The sequence below is a fragment of the Psychromonas algicola genome (assembly GCF_004378355.1).
Classification (GTDB): Bacteria; Pseudomonadota; Gammaproteobacteria; order Enterobacterales; family Psychromonadaceae; genus Psychromonas.
The window spans coordinates 1-18046 of the sequence record NZ_SNUB01000005.1; the positions used below are offsets into that span (position 1 = coordinate 1).

The 18046-nt window shown below is 35.0% G+C and carries 14 protein-coding genes; 6 read left to right on the forward strand and 8 right to left on the reverse strand.

What is annotated here, in order from left to right:
- Positions 1-700 precede the first annotated feature (700 nt).
- The 3 genes from E2R67_RS03570 to E2R67_RS03580 form a co-directional block, all read right to left on the reverse strand.
- Positions 701-859, reverse strand: a complete 159-nt coding sequence (locus E2R67_RS03570; protein WP_134289572.1) for a DUF4223 family protein — start codon at positions 857-859, stop codon at positions 701-703.
- Positions 860-1018: 159 nt separating this feature from the next.
- Positions 1019-1711: a DUF2161 domain-containing phosphodiesterase gene (locus E2R67_RS03575; protein ID WP_134289573.1), complete on the reverse strand. Its 693-nt coding sequence runs from the start codon at positions 1709-1711 to the stop codon at positions 1019-1021.
- 328 nt (positions 1712-2039) lie between these two features.
- Complete coding sequence (locus E2R67_RS03580) at positions 2040-2597, reverse strand: TetR/AcrR family transcriptional regulator (protein ID WP_134289574.1); 558 nt, start codon at positions 2595-2597, stop codon at positions 2040-2042.
- Positions 2598-2975: 378 nt separating this feature from the next.
- On the opposite strand from E2R67_RS03580, the gene glyQ reads away from it, so the two are divergent.
- From glyQ to E2R67_RS03595, 3 genes are all read left to right on the forward strand, one after another.
- Positions 2976-3884: a glycine--tRNA ligase subunit alpha gene (gene glyQ, locus E2R67_RS03585; RefSeq protein WP_134289689.1), complete on the forward strand. Its 909-nt coding sequence runs from the start codon at positions 2976-2978 to the stop codon at positions 3882-3884.
- A gap of 11 nt (positions 3885-3895) precedes the next feature.
- Positions 3896-5971: a glycine--tRNA ligase subunit beta gene (gene glyS, locus E2R67_RS03590; protein WP_134289575.1), complete on the forward strand. Its 2076-nt coding sequence runs from the start codon at positions 3896-3898 to the stop codon at positions 5969-5971.
- Between the two features lie 262 nt (positions 5972-6233).
- Entirely contained in the window at positions 6234-7484 is a 1251-nt protein-coding gene (locus E2R67_RS03595; RefSeq protein ID WP_134289576.1) for a valine--pyruvate transaminase, read from the forward strand.
- 940 nt (positions 7485-8424) lie between these two features.
- On the opposite strand, the gene E2R67_RS03600 is transcribed toward E2R67_RS03595, so the two are convergent.
- The 5 genes from E2R67_RS03600 to dnaA form a co-directional block, all read right to left on the reverse strand.
- A complete protein-coding gene (locus tag E2R67_RS03600) occupies positions 8425-10365 on the reverse strand; it encodes a methyl-accepting chemotaxis protein (protein ID WP_134289577.1) in 1941 nt (646 codons plus the stop codon).
- A 299-nt stretch (positions 10366-10664) separates the two neighbouring features.
- A complete protein-coding gene (gyrB, locus tag E2R67_RS03605) occupies positions 10665-13094 on the reverse strand; it encodes a DNA topoisomerase (ATP-hydrolyzing) subunit B (RefSeq protein ID WP_134289578.1) in 2430 nt (809 codons plus the stop codon).
- Positions 13095-13101: 7 nt separating this feature from the next.
- Positions 13102-14184: a DNA replication/repair protein RecF gene (gene recF, locus E2R67_RS03610; protein ID WP_134289579.1), complete on the reverse strand. Its 1083-nt coding sequence runs from the start codon at positions 14182-14184 to the stop codon at positions 13102-13104.
- A gap of 120 nt (positions 14185-14304) precedes the next feature.
- Entirely contained in the window at positions 14305-15408 is a 1104-nt protein-coding gene (gene dnaN, locus E2R67_RS03615; RefSeq protein ID WP_134289580.1) for a DNA polymerase III subunit beta, read from the reverse strand.
- Positions 15409-15422: 14 nt separating this feature from the next.
- Positions 15423-16793 (reverse strand): chromosomal replication initiator protein DnaA, encoded by a 1371-nt coding sequence (dnaA, locus tag E2R67_RS03620; protein WP_134289581.1) that lies wholly within the window; start codon positions 16791-16793, stop codon positions 15423-15425.
- A gap of 515 nt (positions 16794-17308) precedes the next feature.
- On the opposite strand from dnaA, the gene rpmH reads away from it, so the two are divergent.
- From rpmH to yidD, 3 genes are read left to right on the forward strand one after another with little or no spacing between them, the layout of a single operon-like run.
- On the forward strand, positions 17309-17443 hold the full coding sequence (gene rpmH / locus E2R67_RS03625; RefSeq protein ID WP_084605455.1) for a 50S ribosomal protein L34: 135 nt from the start codon (positions 17309-17311) through the stop codon (positions 17441-17443).
- 10 nt (positions 17444-17453) lie between these two features.
- Positions 17454-17810: a ribonuclease P protein component gene (gene rnpA / locus E2R67_RS03630; protein ID WP_134289582.1), complete on the forward strand. Its 357-nt coding sequence runs from the start codon at positions 17454-17456 to the stop codon at positions 17808-17810.
- Positions 17777-18040, forward strand: coding sequence for a membrane protein insertion efficiency factor YidD (gene yidD, locus E2R67_RS03635; protein WP_134289583.1), 264 nt, complete (start codon positions 17777-17779; stop codon positions 18038-18040). Before rnpA ends, yidD begins: the two co-directional genes overlap by 34 nt.
- The last annotated feature ends 6 nt before the right edge of the window (positions 18041-18046 follow it).

An 18046-nucleotide genomic window follows, 5' to 3' on the forward strand; every position in this document is an offset into this window, starting at 1 on the left:
AGGCTTCGAGTGAGTGGAAATCGTAATCTAAAGGCATAAAAAAATCCGATGTTGAGTGAACATCGGATTCTGATCCCATTCGGGTAAAAATCAACTAATTTTTCTTAACTGATCGGCATTAGACCTTCGGGTCGCCTTTTTTGTTTTTATTTAATAATGCCGATAAAAGTAATCTCTATGAAGTGCTTAAATTAGGCCTTAATTAAATCTTATAGCAATAGGTAAATTAAACTAATCATGATAAATAGCTTATCTATTTTACCGGCTAAAACAGCCCACTTCTTCGTCATATTTTTATTTTGTAGATGTTGTAAAGGGAACAACCATTAAAGTTTTAAAGTGTTTTACTTAATACAACCGATAGAAGGTTAACGAAGTTAACCTCTCGAAAGGTGTCAATTTACGCCTTGAACTGTTTTTCTTCGAAAATTTAGATAACCTATTTAACGCAATCGGTATTATATTTATTGTTTTGATGTAATGATTAAGTGAAGATTTAAACTAATCATTCTATGAATGAACATCAGTTTTGAAAGTATTCAATAGGAAATTGATGATGGGTTGTGAGTCATTACTCATTAAATTTATTTTTAATCGATGTGATAATTATGAAGGATAGTTTTGGTGTGTTCTAGTTATTAAAAAGCGCTTCCAAGTTGGAAACGCTTTGTTTCATAATATTTAGAGGTAAACTCTAATATTATTCACCACAAGCGCCAATAGCACCTGAGATAGAAATAGCAGGAACTAAGATGAAGTCTGTTTTACAGTCTCCAGCTTTGTTGAATTGGCTACCAGTACAACCAGCAAGAAGAATTACAGCAACTGCAGCAACAGCAAATTTAGCAACATATTTCATAATGTATTCCTATATTTATTTAATAATTATTTGTGACAATCGAATTGTTGTCGAATGTAAATATAACTTATTGCAATTAAATAGGCTATTTATTTATATAAAAATAAATAAACTCACTGTGATCTGCTAATCAAATAATAATATTTAAATGATTGTTTGTTATGAATTAATACTGGTAGCGCTGCTCTTCCACTCGGGTAATTCTAGTCTTCCTTTATCTGATATTTCATAGACTCCTCTGTCTATTTTATTAAACCAGCCATAATAATTATCTCTCAAAAATTGTGTTGCTTGTGGCTCATCAATTGCTTTATTTATTTCAGCCCCTTTTGCTGAAGGCTGTGTAAGTAAAAAGTTCGCGATACGAATACTGCGTTGGCGATAAACAGTTAAACCTGCTTTAGAGCGTGTTGAACCGCCCTTTTGAGGATCTCCTTGTCGTAAACTGAATTCTTTTAATAAAGCCGTTTGTTTGCGTTTATTTTTTCTTGGGGTGTAATCTTGTGGGTCATTAATGATTTCTACATATTGTTGTGTTTTTTGTATATCAACAATAATTAAGCCTAATCCTAAACGAGCAATGAGTTTTTTTATTTGTTTTTTCTTGTTTTTGAATATAGTTGCTTGTTTGGGAATGGCTATATAAACATTGTCAGCTAAAGTAAAGCGATCTACTGCTTGCATTAATAGAGTGATATTTAATGTTAATTTTAGTTCGATAATAAGTATGTCATCGCCTTTCTTGGCAACAATATCACAATCTTTTATTTCCCCTTTTACTTCAAAGCCTAGTCCTTGAAGATGATCTTTGATTGGAAGATATAAATCACTTTCTTGTAGTTTTTTATTCATTATTACCTATCTATTTTCAAGGCTGATTAATAGTATGTCGTACTTTACAAATTATCGTTGTTGTTAACTAGTGATTGTTAAAATTAATTCGTGGTAGTTTTATTAAATAAAAACACAAGAGGTTAGTTAATGCTAACTTACATCTGGTTTTAGGTCGTGTTTAAGCTGCTGAGGTTACAATTTGAATTTAATTTATTTGGATTTACGTTGGAGTGATAAATATAAATGGAGATTATATATTGTAAAGAGTATTAGATTTTAAAAGGTTCTCCTCATATTTATTATTAATAGTAAAATACAAGGAGTGATTAATTCATTTAATAACGAACTAACTTTGTCCGTCTAGAAACTTATTTAAAATATAAATACATTTTTTAGTTGCTGTCATATCATTACTTACATAAGCCGCTGTAGTAGCGCCTTCTTTCATTAAACAGATTGCATCTAATAATAATGGATCTTTTGTTGGCATGTATTCTTCAATTAAGTCTCTGATATTTTGTTTGTGGTACAAACAGAACAACGGGATTGAATCTTTCTTTTCGCTAAACTCTGCTGAGCTATTAATAAAGAAGCATCCTCTAAAGTCGCCGAGTTCTGGATTTGAACCAGTGAACCATTCTTCCAACCCTGTAAATAACTTAATAACAATTTCTTTGTTGGTTGTCGCGCCTTCAAGTGTTTCTTTTATCCATTCCACAAACAGAGTATGACGCTGTTCTAAAGCGGCAATAATTAACTCTTCTTTGCTGTTAAAGTGATTGTAAAGTGTATTTTTAGCAATGCCAGAGACCTTAAGTATTTCGTTAATACCTGTACTATTGATTCCTTTTGCATAAAAAAGAGTCAGAGCGGTATCGATCAGCATTTGGCGTTTATTGTTCATTTCATATCCAGTAGAGTGCGTTTTTATTGAAGGTTGCTACTTATCTTAGTCTAAGTTGAAATAAATAAACCTTTTTTGTGAAGTTTGACATGAACAACCTTTTTTTACTACAGATTGGCAGAGGCTTAATAAACAAATTAATTAAAAACATTAAATTTTTAATTAATTTGATTTTATTCGTGCCCATTCATCTATCTCTAAATACTGGACTAGATAAATTAAAAACGGTTGGAAAAGTACTTATTTCTACATAGAGGATGATTGTTGAAGACTTAAACTTGGTCTAAACCCTTATCCTGACTTGTTTTCAATTGCTATCAAGTGCTTGAAATGGGTATAATAACCACCAATTTTTATAATCAACTCGAAGCCGAAACCATGCAAAAATTCGATACAAAAACATTCCAAGGGCTGATTCTTGCGCTGCAAGACTTCTGGGCTCGTCAAGGCTGTGCCATTGTACAACCGCTTGATATGGAAGTAGGGGCTGGAACATTCCATCCTCAAACATTCCTTCGCTCAATTGGTCCTGAGCCGATGAGTAGTGCTTATGTTCAACCATGTCGTCGACCTACCGATGGCCGATACGGTGAGAACCCAAATCGTTTACAACATTATTATCAGTTCCAAGTGGTATTAAAACCTTCTCCTAAAAATATTCAAGAATTGTACTTACAGTCACTTGAAGAGATTGGTATCGATACTTCAGTTCATGATATCCGTTTTGTTGAAGATAACTGGGAGTCACCAACATTGGGTGCTTGGGGATTAGGCTGGGAAATTTGGCTTAATGGCATGGAAGTAACTCAATTTACTTATTTCCAACAAGTTGGCGGTTTAGAGTGTTCGCCTGTAACTGGTGAAATTACTTATGGTTTAGAGCGCCTTGCAATGTACATTCAAGGTGTTGATAGCATTTATGATCTAGTTTGGACTGATGGTCCAATGGGCAAAGTGACTTACGGTGATATTTTCCACCAAAATGAAGTAGAACAGTCTACCTACAACTTTGAACATGCAGATGTTGATGCATTATTTGCACAATTTGATCAATGTGAAAAAGACAGTCAAAAATTAATTGAATCTAGTCTTCCTTTACCTGCTTACGAGCAAGTAATGAAAGCATCACATGTATTCAACTTGTTAGATGCTCGCCATGCTATCTCTGTGACTGAACGTCAACGTTATATCTTACGTGTTCGTTCGTTATCAAAAGCGGTTGCAGAAGCATATTACGCAAAACGTGAAGCGCTTGGTTTCCCACTTTGTAAAAATTTAGATAAATAGAGGCAAGTTTAATGTCACAAGAAAATTTATTGATTGAGCTGGGAACCGAAGAGTTACCACCAAAGTCACTTCGCAAACTTGCTGAATCATTTGCTAATAATGTAGAAGCTGAGTTAATTAAGGCTGATTTAAGTTTTGATAGTGTTCGTTGGTTAGCATCGCCAAGACGTTTAGCCGTAGTTGTTACTCACTTAGTTTCTGAGCAAGCTGACAAAATTGTTGAAAAACGTGGCCCAGCGGTCAATGTTGCATTTGATGAAAATGGAACGGCGACACAAGCGGCACAAGGTTGGGCTCGCTCTAATGGTATTACCGTTGATCAAGCGGAACGCTTGGTGACTGATAAAGGTGAGTGGTTACTATTTAAATCTTCAGCTAAAGGGCAACATGTTAAAGAGTTAATACCAGCAATGGCTGCGACGGCTTTGTCGAAGTTGCCTATTCCTAAGCCAATGCGTTGGGGAGCTGAAAGCACACAGTTTATTCGTCCTGTTCATACAGTGACTATGTTATTTGGTAATACGTTAATTGAAGGCGAATTATTAGGTGTTGCTTCCGATCGCGTTATTCGTGGACACCGTTTTATGGGGGATGCTGAATTAACATTAACTCACGCTGACGACTATGAAACATTGTTAGATAGCTCAGGAAAAGTGATTGTAGATTATGAACGTCGTAAATCAATCATACGTGAACAGGTTGAAGCGGTTGCTGCACACGAGAATGGTGTGGCTGCTATTGATGAAGATTTATTAGAAGAAGTGACTTCATTAGTAGAATGGCCTGTAACATTGGTTGGTTCATTTGAAGAAAAATTCTTAGATGTACCTTCCGAAGCGCTTATTTATACAATGAAAGACCACCAAAAATACTTTCCAGTATTAGATAAAGAAGGCAAATTGTTACCTCGCTTTATTTTTGTATCTAACATTGTAAGTCGTGATCCTAAACAAGTTGTTTCTGGTAATGAAAAAGTTGTACGTCCACGTTTAGCGGATGCAGAGTTCTTTTTTGAAACAGATAAAAAGAAAACACTAGAAAGCCGTTTAGAATCTTTATCTACCGTATTGTTCCAAAAGCAATTAGGTACGTTAAAAGAGAAGTCAGAGCGAATTGCTGATACAGCAGAAGCCATTGCACTAAAAATTAAAGCTGATGCTAAGCATGCAAAACGTGCCGGCTTACTATCAAAAACAGATTTAATGACGGAAATGGTTTTGGAATGCCCAGATGTTCAAGGCATTATGGGGATGCACTATGCTCGTTTTGATGGTGAAGCAGAAGAAGTTGCTATCGCATTAAATGAACAATATCTGCCTCGCTTTGCTGGTGATAAATTACCAGATTCTCTTGTTGCTTGTGCCGTTTCATTGGCAGACAAGTTAGACTCGTTAGTCGGTATATTCGGTATTGGCCAAGCACCAAAGGGTGATAAAGACCCATTTGCATTGCGTCGTGCTGCCATTGGTTTATTACGTATTATTACCGATAAAAACTTAGACTTAGATATTGTCGATTTAGTTGAAATAGCTAAAACAAGTTATGCAGATAAATTAACAAACAATAATAATAATAATGTCGTTACTGATGTGGTTGATTTCTTATTTGCTCGTTTCCGTGCGACTTATCAAGCGAACGGATATTCAGTAGAGCTAATTCAATCTGTGTTAGATCGTCGACCAACTAAACCTGTTGATTTTGAAAAACGAATTCAAGCGGTTGCTAAATTCCAAACCTTACCTGAAGCGGCTCCCATTGCTGCTGCTAACAAACGTATTAGTAATATTCTTGCAAAAGTTAACGAAGAGATTAATAGTGAAGTTAATACTAACTTATTACAAGAAAATGCAGAGAAAGCCTTAGCAGAAGTATTACAAGCACTAGAAAGCAAGTTAAGCCCTTTATTTGAGTCAGGCAACTATGAAGCTGCATTGTTCGAATTAGCTAGCTTACAAGCTCCTGTAGACGCTTTCTTTGATGATGTAATGGTAATGGCTGATAATAAAGAAGTTAAACAGAACCGTTTAGCATTATTGAATCGTTTACGTAACTTGTTCTTACAGGTTGCGGATGTATCAGTGCTTTAATTTACAATAAACAATCTTGATACTATTAAAAAGCTCAGTTTATACTGAGCTTTTTTGTTTGTTTCACGTGAAACATTACATTTGTTTTTATCGGATTTAGGCGTTAATCGTTAATTAGGTACCCGATGAATCTTATTTATATGTAACATTATTCATTTTATATTTTAAAAAATAGGTTGTTATTTATTTAAGCACAACCTTTCAATGAAAGAATAATAACTAGAATTTTCAGTTTTTTTGTTCAATTAAAATTAGGATATGTATGCCCTACTCTATTTTTGGAAATAAATTTACACAGCATTCCGGTATTACCGAATTAATGGATGATTTAAATGAAGGTGTAAAAGGAGGAGAAGAACTTCTAATGTTAGGTGGTGGTAATCCAGCGTCGATTCCTCACATTGAAGCGCGTTTAACAGAGCTTATGCAGGAGTTATTAGATCAAGGTAAGTTAGTTGATACATTAGCTAATTATGATGGCCCTAAAGGTAAAGATACCTTTGCAATAGCAATTGCTGAATTATTTAACGAACTTTATGGCTGGGAGTTAACATCAGATAACGTAATGTTAACGAATGGCAGTCAGAATGCTTTCTTTTATTTATTTAACCTTTTAGCTGGGAATTTTAACGATGGTAAAAAGAAGAAAATTCTTTTTCCGCTTGCTCCTGAATATATTGGTTATGCGGATGCGAGTGTTTCTGAAGATGCCTTTGTGGCCGTTCGACCTAAAATTACCGAACTTGAGAATCAGATGTTTAAATACAATGTCGATTTTGATGCATTAACAATAACCGATGAGATAGGAGCGATCTGCGTATCAAGACCCACTAATCCGACTGGGAACGTTTTAACTGATGATGAAATTGAAAAATTAGACGTGTTAGCGAAAGCGAATAATATTCCACTCATTATTGATAACGCCTATGGTACACCTTTCCCTAATATCATCTTTGAAGATGTTAAGCCTCATTATAATGACAATACGATACTTTGTTTGAGTTTGTCCAAGTTTGGATTGCCAGGTGCACGTTGTGGTATTGTGATAGCGAATACTCACATCATTAAAGCAATGGCGAACCTTTCAGGGATTATGGCCTTATCACCAGGCGGGATTGGACCTGAAATTGTTTTACCCTTGGTGAAAAATAAAGAAATAATTGAATTAAGCGATAAGGTGATTAAACCCTTTTATCAGCAAAAATCTCAAATCGCAATTAATCTATTGCTAAGTAAAATTAATAATAAAAACTTTCGTATACATAAAGCTGAAGGCGCTTTGTTCCTTTGGCTTTGGTTTAAAGAGTTACCTATCACCTCCAACGAATTGTATAAAATACTTAAGGAAAAAGGCTTAATCGTTGTTTCTGGGCATTACTTTTTCCCTGGTCTAGATCAAGATTGGCAGCATAAAAATGAATGTATAAGACTTAATTATGCGCAAGATAGTGAAGTTGTAGAAAAAGGAATTAGTATTTTAGCGGATACTATAAATGAGCTTTATTCTGCTTAAAAACCGAAGTGATCATTTACTTATTATTTCTAATTCTAATGTAGATTTTAAATAATAAACCTGAATAATCAGTATTATTAAAAGTCAGATGATCAAAGAAGCCAAGTATGTTTCACGTGAAACGACTTGGTTTCTTCTTTTCAACAAGTACAAAGCAACAAGCACTATCCTTCAAATATCCATTATTGATTGCACTTTATTATTCTTTAATATTGTTAACTATGCTCTGGCTTTACCCTCTAATTATTCATCAATAATACATAACGTATTTCGCTGAAATTTACCTGATAATTATTTTTCGATACTTACTTTCTACGTTATAGCTCCTCATGATATTTCTGTATGGATAGATAAATTTATTTTTTAATAAGGGATAAAATATTAAAAAAAGCGAGATAGTAGCAGTGAATTAGTGACATTATTTTAAAACTAATAATGTGGGTAGCTGTTTATGAGTACTATATAAGAAATTAAATCATTTTGAATTAATTTATCTATTACTCCTTTTATTACGGATCTATACCGATCGTACTTTAATTGCGACGTTATATTTCATGATCGTTTCATTCCTTAAAATGCTAAGAATAAATAAAAGAACATAATCATTTAACTCATTATGGGCAGTCAGATAAGTCTCTATGGCGCGTTGCATACTTCTTGACCTTTGGTTAGGAAAAGAGACTTACTCGTCTCTATGTGCTTTATTTTGCCCATAAAGGAGTATGCTTAGATATAGTTTGTTTGTTGTATACCGATCGTATTATTTGTAATTACATTTGATGATCTATTTACAGTAGTTTGTTTCACGTGAAACAAGATCGTTCTTATTTGAATACTTCGTGGCTTTTATTTATCTAAATACTTTATAAGGGTATAACAACCGCCTATATTGCTTTTTCAAGCTATTATGAATGGCCTTTCTTTTCTATAAAAAATTATGCTAATTTTTTAGCTGCGTTAATAGTTTATTTAATACTTCGCTGATCTCTTTGATTGTGTCGCTTGAGTCGTTAATATCTTCCATATCATTGCTTACACGTTTTGCATGTCTTTCAATGGTTTCGATATTGGCTGAAACCTCTTCAATTGTTACCGATTGTTGTTCTGTTGCAGAAGCAATGCTGTTATTAAACGAATAAATGTTATCAATAACTTCAGAAACAAGTTTTAATTCTTTTTGAACCGCTAAACTATGTTCTGCGCAATCTGTTGCTACATCACCTTGAACTAACACATATTCATTAGCTTCTGTCGCAGTAGTAATTAATTGATCAATGATGTTTTGAATTTCACCAGTTGAGTTTGAAGTTCTTATTGCTAGTGCCCTAACTTCATCAGCTACAACAGCAAAACCTCTTCCATGTTCACCAGCTCGAGCCGCTTCAATAGCTGCATTTAATGCAAGCAGGTTAGTTTGTTGAGAAATGCTATTAATTACATCCAAAACAGAATTAATTGAATGTGTATCTTCTGTGAGTTTCTTGACTAATTCGCTTAATGACAAAATGTTTTCAGCTAATTTTTTTGTTTTGGACACTTCACTCGCTAATGCTTTATCTGCTTTTGTTACCAATTTAACCGCTTTATCAGTTTGCTGAGAAGTTTCCGCTGCGCTTTGAGTCACTTCTGAAAACGAATTTGAAAGTTGAGTAATTGACGAGCTAACAATACGAGTTTGCTCTCGTTGCTTTTTACTGCTTTCGTTAGCTAATTTTGTTCTATTTTGTAATGAGTAACTTGCTGTTAAAGCCGCTTTCGATTGTTTTTGTAATGAGGCCGTTAGATTTTTTAAATAATCTTGTAACTTAAGGCTACGAAGACTTAGTGTATTAAATTCAGTTAAGTTACTTTTTATTTCTAATGATTGATTAAAATCACCCGCTGTTAATGAATCGAAAAAAGGTAATAACTGGCGAATGATACTTAAAGTTTTAAATTGCAATGATGTAGATAAAGCGACCATACAAACAAACAATAACAATGAAAAGCCGCCTATAAGCTTCACCTTATTTGTAATTGTTTTCTTTTGTTTATCTACAATACTCGCATAGGAGGTGAAAATTTCTGTTAATGCAGTTAATTGAATAGAAATATTTTTTCTACTTTTTTCTACTGCACTTAACATTGATGCTGTATTGGTTATTTCTTTTGGATAACGAGAGGTAAGGCTTCTTAAATTATTAAGACTATCTTCTGTTAGGTCTATGGTTTCTGGCTCACCAAAACTAAACTCATCTGTTTCTTCTGTTTCAAATAAATTTAAACTAGGCAATGAAATTAATTTTGCGATTTCTTTACTTAATAAATAGTTTTCGCTGATTAACTGTTCTTTTATAGATTGTTTATTTTGTTGTAAATATCGTTGACGTAATACTGAAACTTGCTGAAGCTGTTGGCTAATTAAAAGCAATTGGTCTTTATATTGTTCTTTAATTGTAGACGCTACATCTGATAGTTGAACATATTTTATAACATCAGATATGGCTGCTGCCCTTTCCATTTCATTATTAATTAATAACACTTCCGGGTCTGCTGCAAGTTTTCCAGCTCCTCTTGCCTCTTGTATTGCAAGTTGTAACTTATTAATGGTTTCATTTATCGATTCAGTTTGTTGTGCATCCAGCCAATAAATAGTATTAGATTTTAACGCGTCTAATTTATTTTCTGCGTCCGTTAATTTGGTGGTGTTCCCTGAACCCAAATATTGTTCTAAGGATAAGGCTATGTCTGCTTTTAGGTCTTCTTTAATTTCATGATAGGACTGATTTATTTGGTAAGGTTTATCTATTTCTTGCCATGCCCAAAAAATAAAAAAACTAATAATAAGAAGTAATAAAGCAATTCCGCCAGAAGTTATTTTTGTAAGAAAATTTACAGACATAGTTCACTCAAGTGATTAATGGTGAACGCATGATAAGTTTTTATTGTGACACTAATGTTTCAGTTTGGATTTTAGTTTAATTAATATGGTGGAAATTAATTCCAAAAACTAATTTCAAAAAACTATAGGTGTTTCACGTGAAACATAGGAAGTAAATAGAGTGCATGAAAGCGAGTTAAATGAAAAGGATTTAAGTGCTTTGTTTATTCAATTTAACTCTTTTAGATACAACTCTAGAAACAAAAAATCCAGCTAGATAGCTGGATTTTTATGGTATTACTATTTAAAAACAACAATATTTAGATATCAATATTACCAACACGAAGTGCATTTTTCTCAATGAATGCACGGCGAGGCTCAACGTTATCACCCATTAATGTAGTAAAGAGTTGATCTGCACCCACCGCATCATCAATTGTTACTTGTAACATATGACGCGTATTTGGATCCATGGTTGTTTCCCACAATTGACTTGGATTCATTTCACCCAATCCTTTGTATCGTTGGATGTATAAACCACGTTTTGATTCATGCATTAACCAATTTACAGCTTCGATAAAGTTGTCTACTGGTTTAGTACGTTCACCACGTTGAATATAAGCACCTTCTTCTAATAGGTTTTGTATTTCAATACCTAATGAAACAAGTGATTTGTACTCTGTCGAACCAAAGAACTCTTCGTCAAAAGTGTAAAGAGTGTCAACACCATGTTTACGAACACTAAAGATTATATTGTTTGTAACTTCATCTTCAGATTTAACCACTTCTGCTTTATACGATGTACCTTCTAAATCTTGACGATTTAAAACTTCAATAATCGTTTCAGCCCACTCTTTTACATGATCGGCATTAGTTAAATCAGAGGCTTTCAATTCAGGTTGATAAATTAACTTATCTAAAACAACATTTGGAAAGCGACGAGTTAAGCGAACAATTGTATCTTGTGCTGTACGGTAACGTTCAATCATTCCTTGTAAAGCAACACCTGAAATACCTGGTGCATCGCTATTTACATGTAAAGACGCCCCTTCCATTGCTAACGTAGTTAAGTATGTTTGCAGTGATGGATCATCTTTAATATAACTTTCTTGCTTACCTTTTTTCACCTTATAAAGCGGTGGTTGAGCAATGTAAATATAACCATTTTCAATCAATTCAGGCATTTGACGGTAGAAGAAAGTTAATAATAATGTACGGATATGAGAACCATCGACATCGGCATCGGTCATGATAATAATACGATGATAACGTGTTTTCTCTGGGTTATATTCGTCACGACCGATACCACAACCTAATGCAGTGATCAGTGTTGCAACTTCCTGTGAAGAAAGCATCTTATCAAAACGTGCTTTTTCAACATTAAGGATTTTACCTTTAAGCGGTAAGATTGCTTGATTTTTACGAGATCGGCCTTGTTTCGCACTACCACCAGCCGAGTCCCCTTCCACTATATATAGTTCAGAAAGAGCTGGGTCTTTTTCTTGGCAATCTGCTAATTTACCAGGTAAACCTGCTAAATCTAATGCACCTTTACGGCGAGTCATATCACGTGCTTTACGCGCAGCTTCACGTGCTCGAGCAGCATCAACAATTTTGCCAACAATGACTTTTGCTTCATTAGGGTTTTCAAGTAAAAAATCTTGTAAACGTTCATTCATTGCACTTTCAACAATTGGACGAACTTCTGAAGAGACTAAACGGTCTTTTGTTTGTGATGAGAATTTAGGGTCTGGTACTTTAACCGAAATAACGGCAGTCAAACCTTCTCGTGAATCACCACCTTCAGTGGTTGTTTTATTTTTATTATTTTTAACTTTTGCAAGTTCTTTTTCAATGTAAGAGTTTAATGTACGCGTTAATGCGCCACGGAAACCTGTTAAGTGAGAACCACCATCGCGTTGTGGGATGTTGTTTGTAAAACAATAAATGTTTTCTTGGAAACCATCATTCCATTGCATTGCAACTTCAACGGCTACGCCATCTTCATGTTCAGTATTAAAGTGGAACACTTTGCTGTGAACGGGTGTTTTGTTTTGATTTAAATACTCAACAAATGCACGAGTACCACCTTCATAATGGAAGTGGTCAGATTTATCTTCTTCACGTTTATCAACTAATTTAATCGATACACCAGAATTTAAGAATGATAATTCACGTAAACGTTTTGCTAAAATATCGTAATGGAATTTTGTATCGGAAAACGTAGAAGGACTTGGCCAAAAACGAATCTCAGTTCCTGTTTGATCGGTATCACCAATAATAGCAATCGGAGCTTCAGGCTCACCTTTTGCATAAGTTTGTTGGTGAATATGACCGCTACGTTTAACTGTTAAACGCAATTGATCTGAAAGTGCATTTACTACGGAAACACCTACACCATGTAAACCACCAGATACCTTATAAGAGTTATCATCGAATTTACCACCGGCGTGGAGTACTGTCATGATGACTTCTGCTGCAGATACACCTTCTTCTTCATGCATATCAACAGGAATACCACGACCATCATCTCGAACAGAGACACTACCATCAGTATGGATAGTACAAATAATATCGCTACAGTGGCCTGCCAAAGCTTCATCGATTGAGTTATCTAAAACTTCGAAAACCATGTGGTGTAGACCCGTACCATCATCGGTATCACCGATATACATGCCAGGGCGTTTACGAACTGCATCTAACCCTTTTAGTACTTTAATACTTGACGAATCATAACTATTCTCAGCCATAAAACTTTCACCTTTCTACTGTAATTTTGCCTTGTTTCACGTGAAACAAAGAGCGTTTTTGCATAAATAAATCTTCAATGCTATTTGCTGAAATAGCGCTAATAAATACCTGTGCATCAGAATCTATAATATGTTTTGCTAATATTGCTTGCTTACTTTTATCAAGTTCAGAGCTAAAGTCATCAATTAAAAAAACACACTGTTTATTATCAACAGAGTTTAAAAATAAACCTTGTGCTAATCGTAAAGCGTAAACAAGCAACTTTAATTGACCTCGAGATAAAACATCATCCACCGGCAAATTATTTATTTTTATTTTTAAATCTGCTTTTTGTGGACCAACACTTGTATAGCCTAATTGCTTATCTCGCTGAAAGTTATCAGCTAGATATTGTGCTAAAGGCTTATTGTTTTTATCCCATCCGCAAAAGAAGCGACTATCGATAGTAAACTCTGGCAGAAAATCTGCAATAGTTTGTGCTATTAAAGGCTGCAATTTTGCGAAGTAATCGGCTCTCTGTGCACTTATTTGCTCACTTAGGAGACAAAGTTCATTATCCCACACTTCAAGCTCTTTGTAAGCGTTACATTGCTTTAAAGCGGCATTCCGCTGCTTTAATATTCGCTTTATGCGAGACCAGTTACTATAAAACAAAGGATCATGATAAAAAACCCCCCAATCTAGGTAAGCGCGCCGATTTTTAGGACTACCTGAAAGTAAAGTGTAACTTTCAGGAGTGATTAATTGCATGGGAATATATTGTGTCAAAGAGGCTAACTTCTTGACGATTTGACCATCAATCTTAAGAGTAGTTTCACCACTTTTCGATTTTTGTAGACCGATAGGTAACAATCGCTCTTGATGCATTATTTCACTATATAAAGTGAAATGAGATTGTTCATATTGAATAACGCGATTGGTCAAATGGGTACGAAAAGAACGACCTAATCCTAATAAGTAAATCGCTTCTAATAGTGAGGATTTGCCACTGCCATTTTCTCCAACAATCAAATTGATTTTGGTGTCGAAGTCTAATGTTGCAGAATCAATATTTCGGAATTGATTGATGATTAATTTTTGTAATGACATTAACCAACACCTTTAACCAAAAACAAAGGTTGTTTGTGTGTTTTGTTACCATCATTGTTCATGTTCGTTATAACAATGATGGTCTTGATGATCAAAGGATTGATAACGATAATAAGCTAATTACAAGCGCATTGGCATCAATACATATAGTGAGTCATCACTATCAATTGATTCAATTAAAGCGCTGTGATCTGATGTGCTAAATGTAATTTTAACTTGCTCACTTTTAAGTGTGTTTAAGACATCAAGAACATAACTTACGTTAAAGCCAATTTCTAGTTCTGCTGAGTGGTAATCAACATCTATATATTCTTCAGCTTCTTCTCGCTCAGGGTTATTTGCGGTTATCTTTAATAAGTTCTCAGATAAAGTTAAACGTACGCCACGGAATTTTTCATTGGATAAAATCGCTGCGCGAGTAAAAGCTTGTTTTAATGTTTCACGACCAGAAATTAATTCTTTATCGCCATTTTGAGGAATAACGCGTCGATAATCAGGGAAGCGTCCATCAACTAATTTTGTTGTAAAAGTATAACCATCAATTACTGCTCGTAAATTATTTTTACCTAATTGAATGGTTACATTTTCTTGTTCTTTATCTAACAGTTTAACTAATTCTAAAACACCTTTACGCGGCACAATGACCGATTGTTCTTCAATATGCTGGTTTATATTAATTGCGCAAGAAGCTAGGCGGTGTCCATCGGTTGATACACTACGTAATGTATTACCTGATACTTCAAAGAACATGCCGTTTAGGTAATAACGAACATCTTGGCTCGCCATAGCAAATTGTGTAAATTCAATAAGCTTTTTAAATTCACTTTGTGGCACAGTAAGTTCAATCAAACTCTGCCAGGTTTCAATATTAGGGAAATCAATGGCAGGCAAGGCTGATAGTAAGTAACGACTACGCCCAGAGCGCACAGTTACTCTCTCATCTTTAACTTCAAAGGTCACTTCACAAGGATCAGATAAACCACGGCAAATATCCAACAATTTACGTGCAGGTACGGTAATTGAACCATTCACTGAAGCTTGCTCTAATGGAATTTGAGCCATTAACTCAACTTCCAAGTCAGTACCAGTAAGGTTTAAAAAGTTGTCTTTTACTTCAATCAGTATATTACCCATGATAGGTAATGCTGGGCGTCCGCCTGCCACTGAGCCAACAACTAATTGCAATGGTCTTAACAAGACTTCACGAGAGATAGTAAATTTCATGGTTTAACCTTTAATTACATCGACAATGTGCGAATAAGAATTTTGTAGTCTTCTTGAATGTCATTATTTTCACGGCGTAACTCTTCAACTTTACGACAAGCATGTAATACAGTGGTGTGGTCGCGCCCACCAAATGCCTCACCTATTTCAGGTAGACTATGTTGTGTTAATTCTTTGGCTAATGCCATCGCTATTTGACGAGGGCGAGCAACTGTACGTGTGCGGCGTTTTGAAGACATATCTGATATTTTGATACGGTAATGTTCAGCCACTACTTTCTGAATGTTATCCACTGTTGTTTGTTTTGTATGTACCGCTAACATATCACGCAATGCGTCTTGTACTAATGCAATGGTAATATCTTGTCCTGTAAATTGTGCTTTTGCTGAAATATTAGCAATTGCACCTTCTAAAACTCGCACGTCGGTAATGGTTAAGCGCTTCGCAATAAAGAAAGCAACGTCGTCTGGTAATTGTAAACCACGTTCTTCTGCTTTAGTAATTAAGATGGCAACACGTGTTTCTAATTCTGGTGGATCAATGGGAATCGATAACCCCCAACCAAATCGTGTACGCAGTCGTTCGTCGATGCCTTCAATTTCTTTTGGAAAGCGGTCACTGGTTAAAATAACCTGTTGGTGAGCATCTAACATAGAATTAAAGGTTTGAAATAAAACTTCTTGAGAACGGTCTTTACCAGCAAAGAAATGAATATCATCTATTAATAGTGCATCTAACGAAGCGTAATATTCTTTAAATTGTTCAATGGTATTATTACGAATTGAATTGATCATATCTTGAACGAAACGTTCTGAACGAATATAAACGACTTTACTATCAGGATTCTCAGCAACAATGGCATTACCCACGGCATGTAATAAATGTGTTTTGCCTAACCCAGGATGTGCGTATAAGAAAAGTGGGTTATAAACATCACCGGGATTTTCAGCAATTTGTTGTGTCGTTGCAATCGCAAAGTTATTCGACTTACCTTCAACAAAGTTATCAAAGGTATATTTTTTAATTAAATTACTTTTGTGTGCGACTACTGGAGAAGTTGATTCGCCTTCCCATGGTTGATTGGTATTAACGGCTGGCGCTGTTTTTTCGGCGCTAGGGTTATTGGCGTTTGCAGTGCCCACTAATAAACGTATTTGAATGGTTAAGTTTGAATCGACAGCGTGACTTAATGTTTGTAACTTAGTTTCAATAAGGTCCATGTATTTTTCACGCACCCATTCACTGGTGTATTTATTAGGAGAATATAAAGACAGTACATTATTGTTATATTCCGCCTGTAAAGGGCGCAACCAAGTACTAAAGTCTCCTGCTGATAGCTCATCTTTTAATTGTGCTAAACATTCTTGCCAAATAGCGAGGGACATTGTTGAACTCCAGTAGGTGCATTAGGGCGGATTATTCTACCGATAAGATCGTCATGATGCCACAAGATCATCCAACAAAAATAAAAAAAAGATCCTTGTATTTGTTGTAATTCGATGAATGAAGCATCCACAAGCCTGCAACTATATAGAATCAACGCCTAGCTTGCTTATCCACAGCGCAATTATTCCTCTGATTAAAAAACTTCTTTTATAAGATCACGGAAGATCCTTGCTAATTCGCCCTGCTTATATATAATCGCGCCACCCTAACTTTTGAGTTTGGCTCGTAGTGATGATTTAAATTCTTAGAATTAACTTCTAAAGAGTTTTCATTTAATCTGCCAGAAAGAAGCATCTCTGATTGACTTTTAGTCAATCAATCAATAGAATTCGCTCTCTTTTAAATCGGTTGATGCTTTTGATTATTATCGTTTGCTTACTTTTTAAGTAAATAGACAATAAAGAATTAAAAAAATTAACTACTGTACAGTACTTAACAATAAGTGGAAAAGAGCATGAAACGTACTTTTCAACCAAGCAACACTAAGCGTAAGCGTTCACACGGTTTTAGAACTCGTATGGCGACTAAAAACGGTCGTGCCGTATTAGCTCGTCGTCGTGCTAAAGGCCGCGCTAGCTTAAGCGCATAATTTACCAGACGTGGTGAATTATTCGTTTTCTCGGGAGTTACGTTTGTTAACTCCCGAAGATTTTCAACCTGTTTTTAAAAATGCTATTCCCTCAGTATCTCCACACTTAACTCTTCTTGCTAGAAAAAATACTTTTGAACACCCTCGTATTGGTATGGCTATTCCCAAAAAGCACATTAAGCTTGCTGTTGGACGTAATCGTATTCGCCGCATTGTAAGAGAAAATTTTCGTCTTCAACAACATGAGCTTCCAAACATCGATATCGTCGTCGTTGCGAAAGCTGGTATTGCTGATTTATCAAATCAAGAAATTAATCAAGTATTGGATAAGTTATGGCGCAAATTAGTGCAGCGTTGCAATGGTTAGCAATTAAATTCATTCGTGGTTATCAATTAATTATTAGCCCAATGTTAGGGCCTCGTTGTCGTTTTACGCCAACTTGTTCAAATTATGCGATAGAAGCAATTAAGAGTCATGGTATGATAAAAGGATGTTGGCTAGCGGCTTGTCGTCTTGTAAAATGCCATCCTTTTCATGAAGGCGGAGAAGATCCTGTACCTCCATGTTGCGCTAATAAAAATAAACCTAAACCTTAGAGATAA